The organism is Maribacter aquimaris (assembly GCF_014596745.1).
GTDB classification, from domain to species: Bacteria; Bacteroidota; Bacteroidia; order Flavobacteriales; family Flavobacteriaceae; genus Maribacter_A; species Maribacter_A aquimaris.
Window position 1 is genome coordinate 268,442 of record NZ_JABTCF010000002.1, and the last position, 23,112, is coordinate 291,553.

Genomic DNA, 23,112 nt, shown 5'->3' on the forward strand with positions numbered 1-23,112 from the left:
GATTGAATACAACTTCGTGAAGTTCCATGGTTAGTCTTTTTCCTGAATATAACCTTACAGGATTAAAGGTTGGGGCTTTGCTAAATTAATTTAAATTTGCCAAGTGAGTCGAGCCTTGAACAATAAAAATCTTTATGCGATATTAATTGCACTATGTGTCATTGGCTTTTGGCTGTTCGATAATTTTTATACACCGGATACCTATTCGACGTCTTCGGATGACGGACTGGAAACGGAAATACCATCCTATTTTTTGCCGAGTTCGTCAACGGGTGATGTAGTGGCACACGATCATTTTATGTTGTCTTATAATGAACCTTTTGAGCAGGCCGAATGGGTGGCCTATATGCTCAAAAAGAGTCATCTTACCTATGACGATAGAAAACGACCTTATTTTATCGAAGATCCTAAAGTGAAAACCAAATCTGCCGATTGGCGTAATTATAAAGGGTCAGGATATGACAGGGGCCATTTATGCCCTGCTGGCGATCGTCGTTTTTCCGAATATGCCTATAATGAGACTTTTTACACGAGTAATATAAGTCCACAGGACCGGGATTTCAATTCCGGGGTTTGGAATAAGCTTGAAATGCAGGTCAGACGCTGGGCAAAACAGTATGGCGAACTTTTTGTGGTCACTGGAGGTGTTCTTGAGGATGGTCTTGATCAGATTGGGGAAGAGGATGTTGATGTGCCTGATTATTACTATAAGATCATAGCAAGGGGAAACGACAAGGATCTTAAGGTTATCGCCTTTTTGTTGCCCAACCGGGAAAGTTCCAAACCAATACAACATTTTATTGTTTCGGTAGACCAAATTGAAAAGTTGACAGGTATTGATTTTTTCGAAAAACTATCCGATAGGGAAGAGACAACCCTGGAAGCCAAATCAACGAGGTCTGGGTGGAAGTTTTAAATGCCTTCCTTCAGTCTGTTCGAATCCAGTTTTAGGAAGATGAACAACAAGATGGTAAAAAAGAGTAAGCCAGAGCCTCCATAACTAAAAAATGGCAGCGGTATACCAATGGTAGGCAAAACACCGATCACCATTCCGATATTGATGAAATAGTGGATGAATAAAATGGAAATTACGCCGTAGCCGTACATACGGGCGAAAGGGTTTTTCTGTCTTTCTGCCAAATACACCAATCGTAAAAATAGGATGGTAAATAGAAGTATCACCGTTGCGGTACCGATAAACCCCCATTCCTCACCTACCGTACTGAAAATATAGTCGGTATGTTGTTCCGGTACGAAATCGCCTTTGGTACGGGTGCCTTCCAAAAATCCTTTACCAAAAAAGCCTCCGGATTCAATGGCTTTTTCAGATTGATACGTATTGTATCCGATGGTTTTTCGTATTTGATCGAGCTTTTTAGGGTCTTTTTCCAAACGAAGCCAAAGTCCGAAACGGTCTCTATGCCGTTGCTCGAAAACGTTGTTGAAAACAAAGTTAACCGAGAGTGAGAATAGTATGGTTGCCGCAATAATTATAGTCAATGGGAAAACAGGGATTTTGAATGTTTTCTTTTTCAACAGAAAGAATAGCGCAATAACCAAGCCTAGGAAAATGACGATCCATATGGTTCCAAACATCAATGTTGTGATGAAAACCAAGATAGTCAGTAGGCCAATGACCAAATAATAAAGCGGTAGGCCCTCCCTAAAAATAACGAACATTAACGCGAAAAAAACCAATGCGCTCCCAGGGTCTGGTTGGGGAATGATCAATAGTGCGGGCAATAGGATGATGCCGACGGCAAATATCTGGTCCTTTTTCCTTTTGATATCGGTCTGAATGTCACTCAAGTACTTCGCTAAGGCCAAGGCCGTCGCTACTTTGGCAATCTCTGAAGGTTGTAAATTGAAAAAACCTAGATTATACCATGAGGTGGCACCGGCTATCGTCTTGCCAAAAACAAACAATCCAAGCAGCAATGCCATGGAGATGACATAAAATAAGCTGGAGAACCGTTCGAAAAAATTCGCCTCAAGCGCCAAAATAATAATTATGGTTACGATGCTGACCCCAAAAAAGAATAATTGCTTGCCGTGGAGGGAAGCAAAATTAATAATGGAAGGGTCGGTATCGGTAAAGGTGCTCGAATAGATATTTATCCAGCCGATCCCCACCAAGGCGACATAGATGATAATGGAAAGCCAATCGAGACGTTTTAGAATACTTTTACCAGACATATTCGTTTATCTTAAACTCTTCGCCACTGTACGGTTTAGCGTATTCGTGATCTAAGGTTTTTTCTAGCATTCTTTTTTCCATGTCTTTTCGGGTAATTTCCCCCTTAATGTATTTTTCGATCATCAATGATGCGATATGCCCTGCGTAACGTGAACCGTAATATCCATTTTCAATGTACACGGCTATAGCTATTTTTGGGTTGTTTACGGGTGCGAAGGCAACGAAGAGCGAATGGTCGGTCAATTGGGTCTTGACTCCATCAATAATCGTGTAGTTCTCAACGGTTCCCGTCTTGCCCGCGATTTCTATATCGGGTATCTGCAACCACCTTGCGGTACCTTTGTGGTAGACATCGGCCATACCTTCGATTACAGGTTCAAAATGCTTCCGATCAATGGTAGTATGCTTCATTTCCGTAAATCTGGGTATCGTAATATCCTTTCCGTTGACCTTTTTTAGAATGTGTGGTGTATAATAATACCCGCGATTTGCTATGGCAGCCGTCATATTGGCCAATTGGATGGGAGTTACCGCAATTTCCCCTTGACCAATGGAATTGGATATGATATAGGAAGAACTCCATCGATTGTCCCCATACCATTTGTCGTAATATTCTTTTGAAGGAATACGACCAGGTCTGCCTGTATGCAAATCCGATCCCAAGTAACCACCAAGGCCAAAACTGCGCATGTGTTTTTCCCAAACATCCATGGCTTCGTCCGTAGTATCGAATTTATCATATATTTTTCTGAATGCCCCGGCAAAATAGGCGTTGCAGGATTTGTATATACCCACGTGCAAATCGCGAAGCCCTCCACCACAGTGGCATCCACGTTTTGTTTTGCCTACATAAAAACCGTGATAACACATTATTTTAGTATCCGGTGTTATGGCACCTTCCTGTAATGCAATCAATGCATTTAGGGTTTTAAAGGGTGAACCGGGGGAAGGTTCTGCCAAAAGGGTACGGTCCCAAGTAGGATTGGCTATGGAGTCGTTATAGAGTTTCGTGTAATTTTTTGATCGTTTTCTTCCTACCAAAAGTGAAGGGTCATAGGTAGGTCCGGAAATCATTGACAGGATTTCACCCGATGAAGGTTCTATGGCAACGATACCGCCACGTTTACCATGCATCAACAATTCCCCGTATTCCTGAAGGTTCTTATCTATGGTGATACTTATTTCCTTTCCTTGTTCAGGAGGAGTGTCCAAGGCACCATCCTTATACGGTCCAATATCCCTATTGAATCGGTCCTTTTGAATGTATTGCACGCCTTTTTTTCCTCGTAGGGTGTCTTCATAGGTTTTTTCAACCCCGGTCCTTCCTTTTAATTCCCCTTGGACATAATAGGGGTTCTCGGCCAAATCCCGCTCATTGACCTCACTAATATAACCTAAAACGTTGGCGGCACTTTTCGTGTCATAATAGCGGAGTGATCTTTTTTGTATGTAAAAGCCCTCAAAATGACGCATTTTTTCTTGAAGTTTCGCGTAATCTTCTTTTGACAGTTGGGGGACCAATACCGACGGAAGTCTAGGGGAGTAGACCCTGGCTTTTTTAAGCTTTTTGATAAAGGTATCCTTGTCCAAGCCAATAAGATTGCAGAACATCAAAGTATCTAGGGGTTTAACCTCCCTAGGAATGACCATTACATCGTAAGCCGGGTCATTACCTACCAATAATTTGCCATTACGATCATAAATGTATCCTCTTTCGGGATAGTCGTAAATAGCCTTTATGGCAGGATCTTCCAAAACCTGGTCAGGGGAAAAACTGAATATCTGTAAGTAAGACAACCTACCGATAAAAACAATTCCAATAATCAGGATAATAGATGATAGAAGAATCTTCTTCATTGAAGATAATGATTTTTAAGCTTAAGGAAATCAATCCTATTTTATATTCGACAAATAGTTATAAAACACCTTATTCCTTTTTCACACTGAATAAAGTACTGAACAATAAACACAAAATTAGTGAGGCAAGGCCATTAGACAATACTTTTTTCACAATTAACAACAAATTGGCAATGCTGAAAATCTCCATTGAAAAGTAAACCGAATGGTGTACCAGTATTAATAACGCCAAAAATGTAAATTGTTGTGCCTTAGTAGTGTTACTTAATTTAAAACTTTGAAATTCATAATTTATGCCGAATACAAAGCGCATTATGGCAGGCCGTAAATAGGCAATGGTAGTGGTTGCGGCCGCATGTATGGCCATTGTGTCTGAAAGGAAATCTACAGAAAGTCCCAAAAGAAAGCTCAACCCAATGAAAACGGCCCTTTTTTCCTTGATAGGGTACCAATATAAGAACATGATATAGACCATGGGGTTGATAAACCCAAAAAAGTTGAGTCTATTGAACACCAATACCTGTACTAGGACTAGTAATATGAAGCGTATTATATTTATGGGAATACCTCTATTCATTGCTTGTGGCTTCTTCCAAATCCAGGATTTCCTTTCGGTCTAAATTTTTGATGATATATACATTTTTGATATTGGTCATGTCATTGAAGAGGTTTACATCTATTTTGTAAAAGCTCTTGGAAATGTCGAGATCGAATTTTTTAATGGTACCAATAGGAATGTTTTCAGGGAAAATACTGCTCATGGCTCCCGTAACGATGGTGTCGCCAATGTTCAAGGGTACCAAACGGGGAATATCTATCAATTGCACCGTGTTATAGGTTTTGGTGTCCCAAATCAAAGAACCAAAATGATTGGTGTTCTTTATTTTGGCATTGATATTCGATTTTGTATTGAGTATGCTTTGGACAGTAGCGAATTTATTGGAAGTATTTTCCACGATACCAAGGATTCCCAAATCGGTGATGACACCCATGTCCTGGCTAATACTATCGTTTTCGCCCCGATTTATGGTAATATAGTTTCTGGGGTCGGCATAACTATTTTTGATTACCTGTCCGGAAATCACCGTGTATCTTAAGCTGGAATCGACTTCCACACTGGGCGATGTGGTTGTATTGAATAGCTTATTGCGCAATCTTTCGTTTTCCTTAAGCAAACGTTCATTTTCATCATCCAAGTCAAAATAGGTATTGAAACTATGGGAGAAGCCGTAAATATTCCCCGCTACCCAGCTAGAGGAATTAAAGAATCGTGATTGATGGTATGAATGCGATTGAATCGTGAAGGCCAAGGAGATAATCATCAATAAGATATAAAGAAGTAAATTCTTATATCGAATAATAAAATTGATAATCTGCTGCATTCACTTTTATTGATTTAGTACCTCGGTCGAAAATCTTGATAATGAGCCGTACGGTCTACCTGCTAGTCATTGAATTTTATTTGATTAAGATACTCTTGTATCGCTCCAAATTTTTCAAGGCTATTCCGGTACCCCGAACAACGGCACGCAATGGGTCTTCGGCAATGTAGACGGGAAGATCTGTTTTTTGCGAGAGTCTTCGATCCAACCCGCGCAACATAGATCCACCACCTGCAAGGTAAATACCGGTATTGTATATATCCGCGGCCAATTCCGGTGGGGTTTGCGATAATGTTTCCATTACGGCATCCTCAACCCTTAGAATCGACTTGTCCAATGCTTTGGCGATTTCCCTATAGGATATCTGCACCTGCTTTGGTTTTCCGGTAAGAAGATCGCGCCCTTGTACTGATTTTTCATCAGGTGGGGTTTGGAGGTCTTCGGTAGCCGAGCCTATTTCTATTTTAATGGCTTCCGCAGTGGCTTCCCCAACATAGAGGTTGTGCTGCGTACGCATATAATAAATGATGTCATTGGTAAATACGTCACCCGCAATTTTTACCGATTTGTCACAGACAATACCCCCTAAGGCGATTACTGCGATTTCGGTGGTACCACCACCTATATCAACAATCATGTTTCCTTTGGGTTGCATGATATCCAAACCGATACCTATGGCCGCAGCCATGGGCTCATGTATTAAGTACACCTCTTTGCCATTTACGCGTTCCGCAGATTCCTTTACCGCCCGCATTTCAACTTCTGTAATACCGGAAGGAATACATATAACCAATCTTAGTGCTGGGGGAAACCATTTTTTCTTTAAGGCAGGGATGTTCTTTATAAACATCATCAGCATTTTTTCAGATGCATCAAAATCCGCAATAACCCCATCTTTCAATGGTCTAATGGTCTTAATGTTCTCGTGTGTTTTTCCCTGCATCAGGTTGGCTTCCTTGCCAACGGCGATGATCTTCCCAGAAATACGGTCTCTGGCAACGATTGACGGACTGTCTACAACGACTTTGTCCGCATGAATGATGAGGGTATTTGCCGTACCTAGGTCAATGGCAATTTCCTCGGTTAAGAAATCAAAAAATCCCATTTTAAGTTATTTGGTTTCGGTTAAAAGGTGCATTTCATCGACAAAAGTAATGAAATTAATGCTTAAAATGACGTGTGCCTGTCATTACCATAGCAATATTATTCTCATTACAATAATCGATACTCAATTGGTCCTTAATAGAACCTCCTGGCTGTATAACGCTTGTAATGCCACTTTTATGCGCAATTTCCACACAATCGGGAAAAGGGAAAAATGCGTCACTGGCCATAACCGCTCCGTCTAAATCGAAATTGAACGATTTTGCTTTGTGTATCGCCTGGTTTAAGGCGTCTACACGCGATGTTTGACCTGTTCCACTCGCGCACAGTTGTTTGTTCTTGGCAAGTACAATAGTATTCGATTTCGTATGCTTACATAATTTTGAAGCGAAAATCAGGTCCTCGATCTCGCGATCTGTCGGTGCATTGTTGGTTACCTTGGATAAATCTGCCACAGTATCTGTCTTGTGGTCCTTTTCCTGGAGTAGCATACCGTTCAAACATGTTCTTATAAGCATGTCTGGCATTTCGACCTCATTCTGGATCAAGATGATCCTGTTTTTCTTGCCTTTCAATATTTCAAGGGCATCATCGGCGTAGCTTGGTGCTATTACCACCTCGCAGAATAGTTTGTGTATTTCCTCGGCAGTTGCTTTGTCAATTTCCTTATTGCTGATAAGGACCCCGCCAAAAGCGGAAACAGGATCTCCTGCCAAAGCATCTACATAGGCTTGGTGCAAGGTGTCCCTCATTGCCAGGCCACATGCGTTGTTGTGTTTTAGAATAGCGAAAGTGGGACCGTCATTTTTAAATTCGTTCATCAGGTTTACGGCCGCATCAACATCCAGAAGGTTGTTGTATGAAAGCTCTTTACCGTGAAGCTTCTCGAACATGGCATCGAAATCACCAAAGAAGAATCCTTTTTGATGTGGGTTTTCACCATAGCGAAGAACTTTTCCTTGGGTCTCGCTAACCTTTAAGGCCGCTATTTCGTGGTCTGTATTGAAATAATTGAAGATTGCCGAATCGTAATGCGAAGAAACGTTGAAGGATTTCGTGGCAAAGCGTCTTCGGTCTTCAAGGGTGGTTGATCCATTTCCTTTGGTGATCAGTTCCAATACTTCGGCGTAATCCTCCATTGAGGAAACACAAAGTACATCCTTGAAGTTCTTTGCCGCCGCACGGATCAGTGAAATGCCACCTATATCTATTTTTTCAATGATATCTTGTTCTGAGGCACCACTCGCTACAGTTTTTTCAAAAGGATAAAGATCAACGATGACAATATCCAATTGTGGGATTTCAAATTCTTCCAATTGGGCAAGGTCGCCCTCGTTGTCCTGCCTGTTCAGGATTCCTCCAAAAACTTTAGGGTGAAGGGTTTTTACCCTGCCCCCAAGAATGGAAGGGTAACTGGTTACCTCTTCAACCGGGACAACATCTATACCCAGGTCCTTGATAAATTTTTCAGTACCACCAGTGGAATAGATGGTAATACCAAGTTCGTCGAATTTTTTTACGATAGGTTCAAGTCCGTCTTTATGAAAAACTGAAATTAAGGCCGAGGTCGCTTTTTTGGTGCTCATTTTTGTGTTGCTGGGATTAAGTTTCTAAAGCACACAAAAGTAATTTTTTTGAAGCGAACAAATGCCGCAGGTTATCAACAAAACCACGAAAGTTTTAACCAAAATTATATTAGGGGGTCGTAAACGGATATTTTTTGAAGGTAAATTGCCTTTTTCTTGCAGGAGTAGCAACAAGGTCATCCGAAAACAGAATACCTCATTGTGCTAGACCTGGAATGAAACTTCCTTTAAAGGATCTTGGCGATTTCCGCATTAATATATTCCAGCAATTCCTCGTCCTTCTCGGTAAATGGATCGGCTGTGTTCGAATCAATATCAATTTGCCCTATGTTTTTACCATTTACAAATAAAGGGACTACGATTTCAGCTCTAACAGTAATGCTACAGGCAATATAATTGTCCTGTGCCTGCACATCGGGAACCACAAAGTTTTGATCGCTTACGGCTACTTGTCCACAGATACCCTTTCCGAAAGGTATTATGGTATGGTCAGTGGGTGCCCCGGCATAGGGCCCAAGTTTCAGTTCTTCCTTATCGCCATTCTTAAAATAAAACCCTACCCAATCGTAATGGGTGACACTTTCTTTTAAAAAGTCACAGATGGCTTGCATGCGTTCCTCTGTACTAGCGGTTGAATCGGAAAGCAGGGTGTTTATCTTCGGCTGTAGGTCTTTCAGCATATCAAAATTTTCGGCTAAGATATTAAAATGTACTCTTTATTCGGTTGGATGTCTTAATCGTTTAATCCCAAAAAAAGCGTTAATTATCCAAAGGGCAAGTCATGCTGTTTCAATAATTTGTAATTTTGCAGGGTGAAAGCTATCGCATTTAAAATAACGGCAGTATCAATGGCGCTCTTGCTTTTGGCTACTACTACCTCTTGGAAGGTGGAGAAGCACTTTTGTATGGGGCATTTGGTCGATATGGCTTTTTTTGTTGATGCCCAGGATTGTGGTATGGACATGGTTTCGGAGTCCGATTCGGTGGCTACGATAGATAAAGAATCTTGTTGTGACGATGAGGTGATTGCCATTGAAGGCCAAAATGATGTAAGGCCTTCTTTTAATGATATTGATGTAGAACAGCAACCGTTCTTGGTTGCCTATACCTATACGTATCTTGGGTTATTTGAACCTATAGCGGTTAAAAATATTCCGCACAAACAATATATTCCCCCCAAAATTGTCAAGGATTTCCAGTTGCTTGGCGATGTCTTCCTGATTTGATTCATTTTTAGTTTTTTTCTTATCACTCTTTTAGGGGTGTTTCGATGTATGTATATCGATATATTCCTATAATTTTCAATAAGCTTAAACCATAAAATGAAAACAGTATTTCATATTAAGAATATGGTCTGTGACCGTTGTAAGATGATCGTTTCCCAGTCGTTGGAAGAACTCGGTGCTACATGTGTCGATGTAGAACTCGGTACGGTAACCGTGGCATCCGAAACAATACCCGATTACGAAACAATGCGTCAGGTATTGGAAAGTAAAGGTTTTGAGCTTATTGCCGATAAGAATGAAATTATCGTAGAAAGGATAAAAACGAATCTCATCGATTTTGTCGACCCCGAAAAACATGTAAAGGAAAGGAATGTCTCTGCCTTTTTATCAAAGGCATTGAATCGGGATTATTCCCTGTTAAGCAAGCTTTTTAGCAAAACCCAAGGTATTTCCATAGAGAAATATGTTATCCATCTAAAAATAGAAAAGGTCAAGGAATTCATTCAGATGAATAATTTGGGTTTTTCTGAGGTAGCCTATACAATGGGTTATAAAAGTAGCAGTCATTTGGCGCGACAATTTAAGATGGTAACCGGTTTGTCGATGTCTGAATACAAAAATTTGCAGGAATGGGGGCGTAAGTCCTTAGACCAAATTGTATAAGTCTTAACCATAACTTGTCAAATATTCACGAGTGTTGTATTGTAATTTTGCAAAGTACAAAAAGTAGATACCAATGAAACATACCTATCATATTCACGGAATGAGCTGTAACGGTTGTCGGGCCCATGTTGAGCAAACCTTGGCAGGGGTCAAGGGTGTGACCCATGTTGTGGTCTACTTGGAAAAAGCCGAGGCTGTTATAGCGTCTGAAAAGGAAATCTCCTTAAAAACATTGCAAGAAGCAATGGAAAAAGATGGTGGGCATTATTCCATCCATGAGCAAGGTGACCACCATCATGAAGTAAAAAAAGCGGAAAAGCAGGTCAATGGCAATGGTGTTTTTTATTGCCCAATGCATTGCGAGGGGGAAAAGACCTATGACAAACCCGGCGATTGTCCTGTATGCGGAATGGATTTGGTAGAGGAAGTAAGTGCTGTAAGTACCCATCAAAAGTATACGTGTCCCATGCATCCGGAAATTGTACATGACGAACCTGGGGATTGCCCCATTTGTGGTATGGATCTGGTGCCAAAACAGGTAGATGTATCGGCTGAGGATAAGAGTTACAACAGGCTTTTGGGCAAGTTTAAGATTGCAGTCGCCTTTACCCTGCCGATTTTTATCATCGCCATGTGGGGAATGTTGCCCAATAACCCCCTTCATGATCTGTTACGTGTGAAGTATTGGAACTGGATTCAATTCGTACTGTCACTACCCGTGGTTTTTTATGCAACGTGGATGTTCTTTGAACGTGCTTATCGTTCGGTAAAAACATGGAACCTCAATATGTTCACGCTAATTGGCATTGGTGCCGGGGTAGCATGGTTGTTCAGTGTATTCGCCATATTGGTGCCGGACTTTTTCCCGAGTCAGTTTAAAACGGATGGAGGTACGGTGCATGTATATTTTGAGGCTAGTACGGTTATACTGACTTTGGTGCTCTTTGGGCAGATGTTGGAGGCACGGGCACATAGTAAGACCAATTCCGCTGTTAAGGAGCTTTTGAAATTGGCACCCAACACGGCTATACGAATCACGGATGGAAAGGAAGAAACCATTGCAATAGATCAAATTTCAAAAGGGGATTTATTGCGTGTTAAACCGGGGGACAAAATCCCTGTGGATGGTGTTATCTCTGAAGGGGAAAGTGCGGTTGATGAATCCATGATTACCGGTGAGCCTGTTCCTGTTCGAAAAGTGGAGGGCGATAACGTAAGCTCGGGTACCATAAACGGTAAAGGTTCTTTTGTGCTGAAGGCTGAAAAGGTGGGTTCGGAAACGTTGTTGTCGCAAATTATTGATATGGTGAACAAGGCAAGCCGAAGTCAGGCCCCAATCCAAAAATTGGCGGATAAGATCTCCGGTTATTTTGTGCCCACCGTGGTTTTCGTTTCCGTGGTCACTTTTATCGTTTGGGTCTTTTTTGGTCCTGAACCTGCCTATGTGTATGCCTTGGTCAATGCGATTGCGGTTTTGATCATCGCTTGCCCATGTGCCTTGGGACTGGCTACGCCAATGTCCGTTATGGTAGGTGTGGGTAAAGGCGCGCAATCGGGGGTCTTGATAAGGAACGCCGAGGCATTGGAGCGCATGGACAAAATAGATACACTGATAATTGATAAAACAGGTACCATTACCGAGGGAAAACCATCGGTTGAAAAAGTTGGCACCGTGGCTGGTTTCGATTTACAAAAAGTGGTACAATACATAGTTTCATTGAACCAATATAGCGAACACCCCTTGGCCGATGCGATCGTCAAATACGGGAAGTCCCAAAATGTCGGGCTCCTAAAGGTGTCCGATTTCAACGCTGTTGCGGGCAAAGGGGTTACTGGTGAAATCGGGGGCGATTCCGTCACCTTGGGTAATGGTAGGCTTATGGCTGATGCGAAGGTCAGTATTCCCGATACTTTGCAATCGGATGTTGCATCCTGTCAAAAACAAGGAAAAACGGTTTCGTATTTGGCAATTGGTAAAAAGGCCGTCGGTTTTGTTGCCATAGGGGATAAAATAAAGGAAACAAGCAAAAAGGCGATTCAAGAATTGCAGCGATCAGGTATTGCGGTGATTATGCTAACAGGAGATAACCATGATACGGCGAAGGCTGTGGCCAACGAATTACAGTTGACCGATTTTAAGGCCGAAATGCTGCCACAAGATAAACTTGCCGTGGTATCGCAATTGCAGGCCGAAGGTAAAAAGGTCGCCGTTGCCGGCGATGGCATAAATGATGCGCCTGCATTGGCAAAAAGTGATGTGGGCATTGCGATGGGGACAGGAACCGACGTAGCGATTGAAAGCGCTTCGATTACCTTGGTAAAAGGGGACTTGCACGGTATTGTAAAGGCATATAGGTTGAGTAATTCGGTAATGCGGAATATAAAACAGAATCTATTTTTCGCATTGATTTATAATACTATTGGTATACCCGTTGCGGCCGGAGTCTTATTTCCATTTTTTGGAATACTACTGTCACCCATGATCGCTGCCTTGGCCATGAGTTTTAGTTCGGTGTCCGTAATTGCTAATGCATTGCGTTTACGTACCGTAAAAATTGATTAAAAAAGTTAATAAAGAAACAAATGAATAAATATATCGTAGTAATGGTTTCCGCACTTATGCCTTGGCTGGCTTTCTCTCAAGAGAAAGTGGAAGGAATGGTCATGGAGGTAAGTGAAGGGAATAAACATTTGGGATTGTCCGGGGCCAATGTGTATTGGATGGATTCCCAAATAGGAACAATGACCAATGACGATGGCCTGTTCTCCATTCCATATAAAAAGGAATATAATAAATTGATTATAAGTTATGTAGGTTATGAATCGGATACATTGACGGTAAATTCACCTAAAACGATACATCATACCTTAAAGGCTTTGAATGCGTTGGATGAGGTTGTGGTACATAAGAAACGGGATGCCATACAGAAAACATTCTACAGTGCCCAAAATGTGGTAACGGTGAATAGTGCTGAATTGTTAAAGGCAGCTTGTTGTAACCTTTCGGAAAGTTTTGAGACCAATCCGGCCATCGATGTCAATTTCTCCGATGCCCTAACAGGGACCAAACAGATACAGATGTTGGGTTTAACGAGTCCATATTTATTGATAACCCAAGAGAATATTCCCATGGTTCGGGGTGCCTCACAGGCTTTCGGATTAACATTTACCCCAGGTACCTGGGTCGAGAGTATACAAATTACCAAAGGGGCAGGAAGTGTCGTCAATGGTTATGAAAGTATTTCGGGCCAGATCAATACCGAGTTGGTAAAACCGCTAACCGATAAGGCCGTTTTTGTCAACGGATACGGGAATCAAAATGGGCGGTATGAATTGAATACCCATTTCAATAAAAAACTGACCGAGAAATGGAGTTCGGGCTTGTACATCCATGCGAACCGAAGGGATGAAAAAGAAGATAACAATGGGGATGGATTCCTGGATGCGCCTTTGGCGAACCAAATCAATGTGATGAACCGCTGGCAATACCAAAATCCCGAGACCGGATGGGTGAGTTTTATCAATGTCCGTTTTTTAAAGGATGAAAAGCAGGTAGGACAAACCGATTTCGATCCCTTTACGGATAAGTTCACAACCAACGCATGGGGAGGTGAGGTTGATACCAGAAGGTTCGATTCTTCGGTGAAGTTAGGCTATGTTTTTCCTGAATTGCCGTATCAGAGCCTCGGTATCCAGGGCTCTTATAGCATGCATAAACAAGATTCGTACTATGGTTTCAATCAATACAATATTGATCATGAAAGTATCTATTCTAATTTTATCTTCAACTCGATTATCGGTGATACGCAGAACAAGTTCAAGACAGGATTTACCTTTGCGTATGATGGATACAATGAGTTGGTAAATGTGGATAATTACGTACGCCATGATAATTCGGTAGGTGCCTTTTTTGAATATAGTTATGATAATCTGGATAAAGTAAGTTTAACCGCCGGATTAAGGGTCGATAACCACAACCGTCTAGGTACCTTTGTAACCCCTAGATTCCATATTCGATACACGCCTTGGGAATTGGGTAGTTTAAGGGGGTCTTTTGGAAGGGGTCGGAGAGCGGCCAATATCTTTGCCGAAAACCAACAGATATTCGCTTCCTCAAGACAAATAAATTTGATAGGGGCCAATGGGGGAAGTATTTATGGTTTTGAGCCTGAGGATGCTTGGAATTACGGGGTTAGTTTTCTTCAAGGCTTTCTTCTGTTCGAACGCAAGGGGAATGTCACCGTTGATTATTACAGAACCGATTTCAAAAACCAGATCGTTGTCGATTACGAAAACCCCAATGAAGTGGCATTTTATAATTTGGATGGAAAAAGCGTGGCCAATAGTTTTCAGTTCGAGGTGAATTATGAAGTAGTGAAGAATCTCGATTTTAGAACGGCATATAAATATTATGACGTACAAACCGATTTTAGAACAGGTCGTTTACAGAAGCCTTTACAGGCCAAACATCGGTTTTTCGCGAATCTGGGCTATGAAACGACAGCAAGGGAAAATGGTTCACAATGGCGTTTTGATTATACCCTGCATACCTTGGGGGAACAGCGCTTGCCGAGTACCGAAAGTAATCCGGAACAATATCGATTAGGGGATTATTCCAAGCCCTATAGCTTAATGAATGCACAGATTACGAAAGTATTCAATACTAATTTTGAGGTATATATCGGAGGTGAAAACTTATCGAATTACACTCAAGATAATCCTGTCTTAGGGGCTGATGATCCTTTTGGCGCAAATTTTGATACCAGTATCGTATATGCCCCCATTATGGGAAGGATGTTTTATGGAGGATTTAGATTTAAACTATGATAATTAACCAATAAAAGATGAAAAGAACAATTTTAACAATAATGATGATGGTCGTAACCGTCGTAACGTTTGCACAAGAGAAGAACAAAAAAATGACCATGGAGGTCGATGGCAAATGTGTAATGTGTAAAACCCGCATTGAAAAGGCGGCTTTGGGTGTAAAAGGGGTTAAATATGCTTCTTGGGACATACCGTCGCATCAATTGTCGCTCATTATTGATGAGCGTAAGACAGATCCAATGAAAATAAAATCCGCTATAGTGGCAGTAGGTCATGACACCAAGGAGTTGAAAGCCACGGAGGAAGACTATAACTCTGTGCACCCGTGTTGTAAGTATAGGGATGATGATACCGATGATAGTGATGCACACTGATTTGTAATGGTGGGTAGAAGTAGTGAACCCCTTTCCAAAATGAAGTAGGGGAGGTACTTTTTTGGCAGAAACCTTAATATATGGATACAACCATCTTTTTGGTAAAAGATGGTTTTTTTATGTGTAAAAAATAGGGGTATGAAACGAAAAAAGCCCCATTGGGGGATTCCCAATGGAGCTTTTTAAAAAAGTATTAGTGTTTTGTATGCCTAAGGCTTACATCATACCGGGCATTCCGCCACCGCCCATTGGAGGCATGGCAGGTGCATCTTCCTTAATATCGATCAAGGCACATTCCGTGGTCAAGATCATTCCTGAAACAGATGCGGCATTTTCCAAAGCAATCCTTGTCACCTTCATTGGGTCAATGATACCTGCTTTGAACATTTCGACGTATTTTTCTGATTTGGCATCATAACCATAGTCGCCTTTGCCATCCTGTACTTTAGCTACAACAACAGAACCTTCACCTCCAGCGTTTTCAACGATGGTTCTCAATGGGGATTCAATAGCTCTAGCAACGATTTGTAGACCAGTTTCCTCGTCTGCATTTTCGGCTTTTATCTTAGATAGGACACTTTTTGCGCGAACCAAGGCAACACCACCACCGGCAACAATACCTTCTTCCACGGCAGCTCTTGTAGCGTGCAATGCATCATCTACACGGTCTTTCTTCTCTTTCATTTCAACTTCAGAGGCAGCACCAACATATAGTACGGCTACACCACCGGCCAATTTGGCCAAACGTTCTTGAAGTTTTTCTTTGTCATAGTCCGAAGTGGTAGTTTCGATTTGGGATTTAATTTGGTTTACCCTAGTCTTGATGTTTTCGGTAATACCACCACCGTTGACAATTGTTGTATTGTCTTTGTCAATGCTCACTTTTTCACAAGTACCCAACATGTCAATTGTGGTATTGTCCAAAGAGAAACCTCTTTCCTCGGCGATAACGGTACCATTGGTTAAGATGGCGATATCTTCGAGCATTGCTTTTCTTCTGTCACCGAATCCTGGTGCTTTAACAGCGGCAATTTTCAAGGAACCCCTAAGTTTGTTCACTACCAAGGTAGCCAACGCCTCTCCGTCAACATCTTCTGCGATGATCAAAAGTGGTTTTCCCGATTGTGCCACTGGCTCCAATACAGGTAGCAAATCTTTCATCGAAGAGATTTTCTTGTCGAATAAAAGAATGTATGGGTTTTCCAATTCGGTAGTCATCTTTTCAGAATCGGTCACGAAATAGGGAGACAAATATCCTCGGTCGAATTGCATACCTTCAACAATGTCAACATAGGTATCGGTACCTTTGGCTTCTTCAACAGTAATGACACCTTCTTTACCTACTTTTCCAAAAGCTTCGGCAATCAACTCACCAATGGTTTCATCGTTATTGGATGAAATTGAGGCAACTTGTTTGATTTTTTCGGAAGAATCACCGACTTTTTTTGATTGTTTGCGTAAATCGTCAACAATAGCTTCTACGGCTTTGTCGATTCCTCTTTTCAAATCCATTGGGTTTGCACCGGCAGCAACGTTCTTCAATCCTTCTTTTACGATAGCTTGTGCAAGAACGGTAGCGGTAGTGGTACCATCACCTGCAAGATCATTGGTTTTGGAGGCCACTTCTTTTACCATTTGGGCTCCCATGTTTTCCAATGGATCTTCCAATTCAATTTCCTTAGCAACGGAAACCCCATCCTTGGTCACTACGGGAGCGCCGAAAGATTTGCTGATGATTACATTCCTACCTTTAGGGCCCAATGTTACCTTTACTGCGTTGGCCAAGGCATCAACACCTCTTCTAAGACCATCACGTGCTTCAATATCGAATTTTATTTCTTTTGCCATAATTAAAATTTTATTTTAAAATTTTAAATTCCAATAGCGAAATCCCAGTTGGCAATAAAGATTGCTTTTTTGGAATTTGCGATTTATTCAGTTGGAATTTACGTTAATTAAATAATTGCTAAAATGTCACTTTCCCTCATCATCAGGTAATCGGTACCTTCTAATTTCAACTCAGTGCCAGCATATTTACCATAAAGAACGGTATCCCCAATCTTTACAGTAATTTGCTCATCCTTTGTTCCGGGACCAACTGCAACTACTTTTCCTTTTTGAGGTTTTTCTTTAGCGGTATCTGGAATATAAATACCGGAAGCGGTTTTGGTTTCTGCTGCCATTGGCTCGATTAAAACTCGGTCTGCCAATGGTTTAATGTTAACTTTAGCCATATTTATTATTTTAAGTTGATTTTTATAACTGAATGTTATAGTCAGAAATTATGCCATTTCTTGAAAACTGACATATTGTAAAACAAAAATGCCAGCTTGTCATTCAAGCTGGCATTTTTTATGTTTTAAGAAACGGATAGCTTAAAGACTATCTGAAGTATTATTGGTACTTGTAGGAGCAGCTGGTACTTCTTCGGGTACCGTTTCTGGAACGGTCTCCTCGATATCGCTACCTTGGAGAAGTTTAGATTCCGAATCGCTGTAGTTTCCCTTAAGTGCTATGTTGGAAGCCAAAATCAAGACAATCAGTAATGCGGAAAGAATCCATGTACTTTTATCCAAAAAGTCCCCTGTTTTCTTGACACCACCAACGACTTGGCTGCCTCCACCTCCAAAAGAGGAAGATAATCCGCCTCCTTTTGGGTTTTGAACCATAATCACTAACACCAATAGAAAGCAAACTGCGATGATAAGAATCAAAAATATTGTAAATGTGCTCATCAGTACTATGTATTTTCTTGTTGTATTTTTTCTGCCGCTTTAATACGGTCTGCAAAGAAACCACTTTTTTCTGGATATTTCAAACTTAAAATCTTGTAAGCTTGAATGGCTTTCTTATACTTTTTCTGTTCCAAGTAAACCTTGGCCAAAGTTTCGGTCATCAATTCGTTTTTATCCAATTTCAAGGATTCTGTGATGTCGATTTTCTTGGCGGTCTTTGGGGTTGGTGATATCTTGGGATTGTTTTCGATGAACTTGTCTATAAGTTCGAACTTTTTCTTTTTTAGGACTTCTTTTTCCAACTGGAAATCAATATCCCCATCGTTGGGTTCTTGGGGTGCGGTTTTGGCTGGTTTCCCTTCTTCCTTGGGTTGGCGTTCAATGGTCTTTACAGTGGCCAATTGCAACCATTCACTGAAGGAATGTTTCTCTTTCTGTGTAAAAGGCAAAGGTTTTCCTATTTCAAGTTCTTTTTCGGCAATTTCCTTTTGCTCCTTTATGACCTTATCAATTTTAGGGTCTTTTGATTTAAAAAGTTTTGGATCCAGAATTTGGTCCGCATCCTTAAGGTCTTGTGGTAGGGGTTTGTCCGTGGATTTTACTATCAACGGTATTTTGTCCTCCGTAGGCTCATTTTTTATTTCGGCTTCCGTATCCTCTTGCCCTACGCTGGGGGTTTTACCGGATATCGTATCCGCTATCGTGTTTTGCAAGAAATCCTTGGAGGTGATGAAATCGAACAGAATGTCGCGATCTGTGGTGTAGGCGGCAGTCTTCTTAAGGGCGTTGTTGTATTTGAAACTGTTGAGGTTCCGAAGCCCCTTTAAATGGAGCGCCCTGGCCGCTTGGAAATAAGGGTATTCTTTCAATACGTCCTCTAACTGTTTGGTCTGTATTGGGGTAACGACCTTTTCAGGGTTTTGTAATAGATATGTAAAATCCTGTACGTTCATTGTTTTATATCAATAGCAGAGCCTTTTATATATATTCCGATTGGAGTCGGGGTGCTTTATCCTCAAACCGTGCAATTACCAATCTGCAAGGGACTCATTGAAAATATCTTGGGTAATCCGTTCAAAAATAATCTCATGTGCTTCCGATTTAACGGATGATAATTGAGCATCGGCATCATAGTCATAGAAAAACGAAAAGCGTTTTTCAAAATCGGCATCTTCCTTTGTTTTATTGTAAAAGCGCACATTGACTGCAATCGACAACCGGTTTTGTGCAGCGGTTTGTTGGGCGGTCGCACTCATAGGTGAGATTCGGTATTCTACAATTTCCCCTTCGTACAATAGATCGGCATTGTTGTTATTTACCAAATCCAAACTCGTTTGGTTTAGAATCCTGTCCTGCAACGCCAAGGTAAATTCCCTGTCCATACCCGGTTCAAAGGTAGAACCCGGACTTTGGGTCGCATAGTTTTGAAAATAGTTCACTTGAAAAGTAGAGGCCGTACCCACATCGCCTCCAGTAAAATTATATATGCCACATCCCATCATTGGGATACAAATGACAACCAACAATATTATTTTTTTGAAGTCCTTCATGCTTACAGGTCGTATTGTTTTATTTTACGGTAAAGCGTACGTTCTGAAATGCCCAGTTCTGCAGCTGCGGCTTTTCGTTTGCCCTTGTTCCTTTCCAATGATTTCTTGATCAATTCCACTTCCTTTTCCTGTAAAGATAGGGTTTCTTCCTCTTCTATCTCCTCTGCGAAATGGTACTTGTCTTCCACAGGGGGCGGGTCATAACTTTGTTGTTCAACCATGGGTTCCGGAAGCCGTAGGACCTCCATGGTTTCGTTTTCCTGCTCTTCGTAATCCTCATCACTATTTGAACCGTAGATTTTCTGGATCAGGCCTTCATTCTCTTTCTGCACCTTTTGGGTGTCTTTGTTCTTCAGTAATTCCAAGGTCAATTTTTTCAAATCGGTAAGGTCTCCCTTCATATCGAATAAAACCTTGTACAGTATTTCCCGTTCGTTGCTAAAATCACTACCGCTCTTACTTTGTCCCACTACAGCGGGTAAACTGGAGTTTCCTGTATTGGGTAGGTAACTGTTTAAGGTATTGGCTGAGATGATTCTTTCCCCTTCCAATACGGATATCTGTTCTGCGATGTTCCGCAATTGTCGAATATTCCCAGGCCAGCGATATTTGAATAGTAATTGTACGGCGTTATCCTCTAATCGAATGGTAGGCATTTTATATTTTTGTCCAAAATCGGAAGCAAATTTCCGAAATAATAAATGAATGTCTTCCTTGCGTTCACGAAGGGGGGGGATGTTGATTTCGACCGTACTCAATCGATAATATAAGTCCTCCCTGAATTTTTCCTTTTGAATAGCCTTGATCATATCCATGTTGGTGGCTGCAACAATACGAACATCGGTTTTTTGTACCTGGGAAGATCCCACTTTCAGGAATTCCCCATTTTCGAGTACCCTTAAAAGTCGAACTTGTGTCGTCAATGGTAGTTCCCCGACTTCATCCAAAAAGATCGTGCCCCCATCGGCAACCTCGAAATATCCGCTTCGGGTGGAGGTTGCTCCAGTAAACGACCCTTTCTCATGGCCAAAAAGCTCACTATCAATAGTTCCTTCAGGAATCGCACCACAGTTTACCGCGATGTATTTTGCGTGTTTTCGGTGTGACAGGGAGTGAATGATCTTTGGGATCGATTCCTTTCCTACCCCACTTTCCCCAGTGACCAGGACAGAAATATCGGTGGGGGCAACCTGTATGGCTTTCTCTAGGGCCCGGTTGAGTTTGGGGTCGTTCCCAATGATTTCGAAACGTTGTTTTATTGCTTGTACACCTTCCATATTATTCCTGTGAATTCAAGTATATTATTTATTTTCACTAAGACCTACAGCTTCGCCGATTAGTGTGGCAGAGGTACAGTCATTGATCTTGACATTTACAAAATCCCCCAGCTTGTAATTTTCTTTGGGAAAAACAGCAACCACGTTCTGTGAGTTACGACCCCTCCACATGCTGTCATCCTTCTTAGAGGTGCCTTCGATCAAGATTTCCTGGATCTTGCCTACATGCCTCTTTGTTCTCAACATGCAATGTTCCCGCTGTAGGGCAATGATTTCTGAAAGCCTGCGCTGTTTTACTTCATTGGGCACATCATCCTTCATTTTTCGGGCGGCCATGGTACCTGGGCGTTCTGAATACGAGTACATATAGCCGTAATCGTACTTGACATAATCGAGGACGGCCAAGGTGGCTTGTTGGTCTTCTTCAGTCTCGGTAGGAAAACCGGAAATCATGTCATGGGACAAGGCGATATCTGGAATGATCTTTTTAATATCGTCAATCAGCGCAAAATAATCTTCAATCGTATGTAAGCGATTCATCTCCTTTAAGATTCGATTGCTCCCGCTTTGTACAGGCAAATGAATGTGGTTGCAGATATTCCGATGCTTTGCCATAGTCTTTATAACATCTAGATTCATGTCCTGTGGGTTCGAGGTTGAAAACCGAATACGCATTCCAGGTTGTGCCAAGGCGACCATTTCCAAAAGATTGGAAAAATCAACCGCGGTCGCAATTTGCATTTCAGAAGCCTTAGTAAAATCTTTTTTGAGTCCACCACCATACCACAGGTAACTATCGACGTTCTGTCCGAGTAAGGTTATTTCCTTATAGCCCTTATTCCATAGATCATTGACCTCGTCGATTATCGATTGGGGGTCTCTACTGCGTTCACGCCCTCTGGTAAAAGGTACAACGCAAAACGTGCACATATTATCACAGCCCCTGGTAATCGATACAAAAGCACTTACCCCATTGGAGTTTAGTCTTACCGGGGAAATGTCACCATAGGTTTCGTCTTTTGAAAGAACAACATTGACAGCATCGCGACCCTCATCGATTTCTTGGATGAGGTTTGGCAGGTCTTTATAGGCATCAGGGCCTACGACCATATCGACGATCTTTTCCTCTTCGAGCAATTTGCTTTTGAGACGCTCGGCCATACAGCCTAAAACACCTACTTTCAAATGGGGTCTGTCCTTTTTTATGGCGTTGAATTTCTCGAGCCGTTTTCGTACAGTGGCTTCGGCCTTTTCCCGAATTGAGCAAGTGTTCACCAATACCAAATCGGCAAGTTCCAATTCATTGGTGGTATTGAATCCTTCATTGGCCAAGATCGAGGCCACGATTTCACTATCTGAAAAATTCATAGCGCACCCGTAACTCTCTATATATAGATTCCTTGTGTTTTTTTTATCCTTTTTTAGGGAGAGGGCATCCCCCTGAATTGATTCATCAATGATTTTCTCCATATATTCACCCCTAGCTTAATAATGGGGGCAGCAAAGATAGTGCTTATTCCAATTTAATGACAATATGACAGTATATTTTAGTACTAATTTAGGTTTTCAATCGTTTAAACCACTGCTTTAAATTGAAGTAACCATGAATTTTACAACATTGTCAAATACAATTAGGGAAAGTAATCCGTTGGATTTTGGTTCCATATTCAGTAAATCCATAGAACTGTTCAAAAATGTCTGGTTACAGGGATTTATAGTGGTTATACTTACCTTTGTAACCATTGTCCCTTTCTATGTTTTGGTTTATGTTCCGTTATTGATTGCCGGGATATCAGATCCTGAAATGTTGAAAAGTGAACAGGTGCCCCCGGTGCTTTTAGTATCCATGGTGGTGTTGGTGCCTTTAATGCTTTTAGGTATCATGACAGTAAGTCTTTTGCTGAATGCGGCATTCTTGCGTATTTGTAGGAATAAAGATTTGAACTTGGTGCATACCGACAATTACTTTTACTACTTTAAGAAATCATACGCTTTAAAAGCATTGCTTCTTTCCTTGATTATGTTGGGCTTGATCTCATTGGGGATGTTGACCTGTGGCTTGGGGATTTTTTACTTGATAGTGCCCATCTCATTAATGCCGGCATTCTTGGCCTTTGATGGGGAGTTGACGGCCATGGAGATCGTGAAATCAAGTTTTTCACTTGGCAACAAAAATTGGTTGGTGATCTTTGGGTTGATCATCATCATGGGGTTGGTCGCCGAATTAGGGATTTTACTCTGTTTTGTTGGGGTTTTCTTTACGGCTATGTTAGCCAAGATCCCTGTTTATTTTATGTATAAGGATGCTATTGGGTTTTCTTCAGAACCCTGATT

Annotated in this window: 21 protein-coding genes; 7 read left to right on the forward strand and 14 right to left on the reverse strand. The window is 41.4% G+C overall.

Translation table 11 applies throughout. From position 1 onward, the window contains the following. Positions 1–103 precede the first annotated feature (103 nt). Positions 104–916, forward strand: a complete 813-nt coding sequence (locus HPE56_RS05280) for a DNA/RNA non-specific endonuclease (protein WP_188242728.1) — start codon at positions 104–106, stop codon at positions 914–916. Here HPE56_RS05280 and rodA read toward each other — a convergent pair. The 7 genes from rodA to HPE56_RS05315 all read right to left on the reverse strand — a co-directional run bounded on the left by rodA (position 913) and on the right by HPE56_RS05315 (position 8,806). Then, on the reverse strand, positions 913–2,196 hold the full coding sequence (gene rodA, locus HPE56_RS05285; protein WP_188242729.1) for a rod shape-determining protein RodA: 1,284 nt from the start codon (positions 2,194–2,196) through the stop codon (positions 913–915). The genes HPE56_RS05280 and rodA overlap by 4 nt on opposite strands. Further along, on the reverse strand, positions 2,186–4,054 hold the full coding sequence (gene mrdA, locus HPE56_RS05290) for a penicillin-binding protein 2 (RefSeq protein ID WP_188242730.1): 1,869 nt from the start codon (positions 4,052–4,054) through the stop codon (positions 2,186–2,188). Before mrdA ends, rodA begins: the two co-directional genes overlap by 11 nt. Positions 4,055–4,124: 70 nt before the next feature. Further along, entirely contained in the window at positions 4,125–4,631 is a 507-nt protein-coding gene (gene mreD, locus HPE56_RS05295) for a rod shape-determining protein MreD (RefSeq protein WP_188242731.1), read from the reverse strand. After that, positions 4,624–5,436: a rod shape-determining protein MreC gene (gene mreC / locus HPE56_RS05300; RefSeq protein WP_188242732.1), complete on the reverse strand. Its 813-nt coding sequence runs from the start codon at positions 5,434–5,436 to the stop codon at positions 4,624–4,626. Before mreC ends, mreD begins: the two co-directional genes overlap by 8 nt. A gap of 76 nt (positions 5,437–5,512) precedes the next feature. Next, the gene (locus HPE56_RS05305; protein ID WP_109648904.1) at positions 5,513–6,541 is read right to left on the reverse strand and encodes a rod shape-determining protein; all 1,029 of its coding nucleotides are present in this window, start codon (positions 6,539–6,541) and stop codon (positions 5,513–5,515) included. 55 nt (positions 6,542–6,596) lie between these two features. Further along, entirely contained in the window at positions 6,597–8,126 is a 1,530-nt protein-coding gene (gene purH / locus HPE56_RS05310; protein ID WP_188242733.1) for a bifunctional phosphoribosylaminoimidazolecarboxamide formyltransferase/IMP cyclohydrolase, read from the reverse strand. Between the two features lie 227 nt (positions 8,127–8,353). Then, positions 8,354–8,806 (reverse strand): GAF domain-containing protein, encoded by a 453-nt coding sequence (locus HPE56_RS05315; RefSeq protein WP_188242734.1) that lies wholly within the window; start codon positions 8,804–8,806, stop codon positions 8,354–8,356. A 132-nt stretch (positions 8,807–8,938) separates the two neighbouring features. On the opposite strand from HPE56_RS05315, the gene HPE56_RS05320 reads away from it, so the two are divergent. From HPE56_RS05320 to HPE56_RS05340, 5 genes are all read left to right on the forward strand, one after another. Then, a complete protein-coding gene (locus HPE56_RS05320; protein WP_188242735.1) occupies positions 8,939–9,352 on the forward strand; it encodes an HYC_CC_PP family protein in 414 nt (137 codons plus the stop codon). A gap of 96 nt (positions 9,353–9,448) precedes the next feature. Beyond that, positions 9,449–10,015: an AraC family transcriptional regulator gene (locus HPE56_RS05325; RefSeq protein WP_188242736.1), complete on the forward strand. Its 567-nt coding sequence runs from the start codon at positions 9,449–9,451 to the stop codon at positions 10,013–10,015. 73 nt (positions 10,016–10,088) lie between these two features. After that, positions 10,089–12,578, forward strand: a complete 2,490-nt coding sequence (locus HPE56_RS05330) for a heavy metal translocating P-type ATPase (RefSeq protein ID WP_188242737.1) — start codon at positions 10,089–10,091, stop codon at positions 12,576–12,578. 20 nt (positions 12,579–12,598) lie between these two features. Next, positions 12,599–14,842 carry a TonB-dependent receptor gene (locus tag HPE56_RS05335; protein WP_188242738.1) on the forward strand — a complete coding sequence of 748 codons (2,244 nt, stop codon included), beginning with the start codon at positions 12,599–12,601 and terminating at the stop codon, positions 14,840–14,842. A 17-nt stretch (positions 14,843–14,859) separates the two neighbouring features. Then, positions 14,860–15,216, forward strand: a complete 357-nt coding sequence (locus HPE56_RS05340) for a heavy-metal-associated domain-containing protein (RefSeq protein ID WP_188242739.1) — start codon at positions 14,860–14,862, stop codon at positions 15,214–15,216. 216 nt (positions 15,217–15,432) lie between these two features. On the opposite strand, the gene groL is transcribed toward HPE56_RS05340, so the two are convergent. From groL to miaB, 7 genes are all read right to left on the reverse strand, one after another. Then, on the reverse strand, positions 15,433–17,064 hold the full coding sequence (groL, locus tag HPE56_RS05345) for a chaperonin GroEL (protein WP_188242740.1): 1,632 nt from the start codon (positions 17,062–17,064) through the stop codon (positions 15,433–15,435). Positions 17,065–17,171: 107 nt separating this feature from the next. After that, complete coding sequence (locus HPE56_RS05350; protein WP_109648913.1) at positions 17,172–17,450, reverse strand: co-chaperone GroES; 279 nt, start codon at positions 17,448–17,450, stop codon at positions 17,172–17,174. 141 nt (positions 17,451–17,591) lie between these two features. Then, entirely contained in the window at positions 17,592–17,951 is a 360-nt protein-coding gene (secG, locus tag HPE56_RS05355; protein ID WP_188242741.1) for a preprotein translocase subunit SecG, read from the reverse strand. A gap of 5 nt (positions 17,952–17,956) precedes the next feature. Further along, positions 17,957–18,904 (reverse strand): hypothetical protein, encoded by a 948-nt coding sequence (locus tag HPE56_RS05360; RefSeq protein WP_188242742.1) that lies wholly within the window; start codon positions 18,902–18,904, stop codon positions 17,957–17,959. Positions 18,905–18,979: 75 nt separating this feature from the next. After that, entirely contained in the window at positions 18,980–19,501 is a 522-nt protein-coding gene (locus HPE56_RS05365; protein WP_188242743.1) for an LptE family protein, read from the reverse strand. 2 nt (positions 19,502–19,503) lie between these two features. Then, positions 19,504–20,778 (reverse strand): sigma-54 interaction domain-containing protein, encoded by a 1,275-nt coding sequence (locus HPE56_RS05370; protein ID WP_188242744.1) that lies wholly within the window; start codon positions 20,776–20,778, stop codon positions 19,504–19,506. Positions 20,779–20,802: 24 nt separating this feature from the next. Then, a complete protein-coding gene (gene miaB, locus HPE56_RS05375; RefSeq protein WP_188242745.1) occupies positions 20,803–22,248 on the reverse strand; it encodes a tRNA (N6-isopentenyl adenosine(37)-C2)-methylthiotransferase MiaB in 1,446 nt (481 codons plus the stop codon). A 133-nt stretch (positions 22,249–22,381) separates the two neighbouring features. Between miaB and HPE56_RS05380 the strand changes: the two genes are divergently transcribed. Beyond that, on the forward strand, positions 22,382–23,110 hold the full coding sequence (locus tag HPE56_RS05380; RefSeq protein ID WP_188242746.1) for a hypothetical protein: 729 nt from the start codon (positions 22,382–22,384) through the stop codon (positions 23,108–23,110). Positions 23,111–23,112: the final 2 nt, after the last annotated feature.

Excerpts from the sequence above, each read along its gene's own strand:
- rodA (WP_188242729.1), bottom strand. The coding sequence starts at position 2,196 with ATGTCTGGTAAAAGTATTCTAAAACGTCTCGATTGGCTTTCCATTATC.
- mrdA (WP_188242730.1), bottom strand. The coding sequence starts at position 4,054 with ATGAAGAAGATTCTTCTATCATCTATTATCCTGATTATTGGAATTGTT.
- mreD (WP_188242731.1), bottom strand. The coding sequence starts at position 4,631 with ATGAATAGAGGTATTCCCATAAATATAATACGCTTCATATTACTAGTC.
- mreC (WP_188242732.1), bottom strand. The coding sequence starts at position 5,436 with ATGCAGCAGATTATCAATTTTATTATTCGATATAAGAATTTACTTCTT.
- HPE56_RS05305 (WP_109648904.1), bottom strand. The coding sequence starts at position 6,541 with ATGGGATTTTTTGATTTCTTAACCGAGGAAATTGCCATTGACCTAGGT.
- purH (WP_188242733.1), bottom strand. The coding sequence starts at position 8,126 with ATGAGCACCAAAAAAGCGACCTCGGCCTTAATTTCAGTTTTTCATAAA.
- HPE56_RS05315 (WP_188242734.1), bottom strand. The coding sequence starts at position 8,806 with ATGCTGAAAGACCTACAGCCGAAGATAAACACCCTGCTTTCCGATTCA.
- HPE56_RS05325 (WP_188242736.1), top strand. The coding sequence starts at position 9,449 with ATGAAAACAGTATTTCATATTAAGAATATGGTCTGTGACCGTTGTAAG.
- HPE56_RS05330 (WP_188242737.1), top strand. The coding sequence starts at position 10,089 with ATGAAACATACCTATCATATTCACGGAATGAGCTGTAACGGTTGTCGG.
- HPE56_RS05335 (WP_188242738.1), top strand. The coding sequence starts at position 12,599 with ATGAATAAATATATCGTAGTAATGGTTTCCGCACTTATGCCTTGGCTG.
- HPE56_RS05340 (WP_188242739.1), top strand. The coding sequence starts at position 14,860 with ATGAAAAGAACAATTTTAACAATAATGATGATGGTCGTAACCGTCGTA.
- groL (WP_188242740.1), bottom strand. The coding sequence starts at position 17,064 with ATGGCAAAAGAAATAAAATTCGATATTGAAGCACGTGATGGTCTTAGA.
- HPE56_RS05350 (WP_109648913.1), bottom strand. The coding sequence starts at position 17,450 with ATGGCTAAAGTTAACATTAAACCATTGGCAGACCGAGTTTTAATCGAG.
- secG (WP_188242741.1), bottom strand. The coding sequence starts at position 17,951 with ATGAGCACATTTACAATATTTTTGATTCTTATCATCGCAGTTTGCTTT.
- HPE56_RS05360 (WP_188242742.1), bottom strand. The coding sequence starts at position 18,904 with ATGAACGTACAGGATTTTACATATCTATTACAAAACCCTGAAAAGGTC.
- HPE56_RS05365 (WP_188242743.1), bottom strand. The coding sequence starts at position 19,501 with ATGAAGGACTTCAAAAAAATAATATTGTTGGTTGTCATTTGTATCCCA.
- HPE56_RS05370 (WP_188242744.1), bottom strand. The coding sequence starts at position 20,778 with ATGGAAGGTGTACAAGCAATAAAACAACGTTTCGAAATCATTGGGAAC.
- miaB (WP_188242745.1), bottom strand. The coding sequence starts at position 22,248 with ATGGAGAAAATCATTGATGAATCAATTCAGGGGGATGCCCTCTCCCTA.
- HPE56_RS05380 (WP_188242746.1), top strand. The coding sequence starts at position 22,382 with ATGAATTTTACAACATTGTCAAATACAATTAGGGAAAGTAATCCGTTG.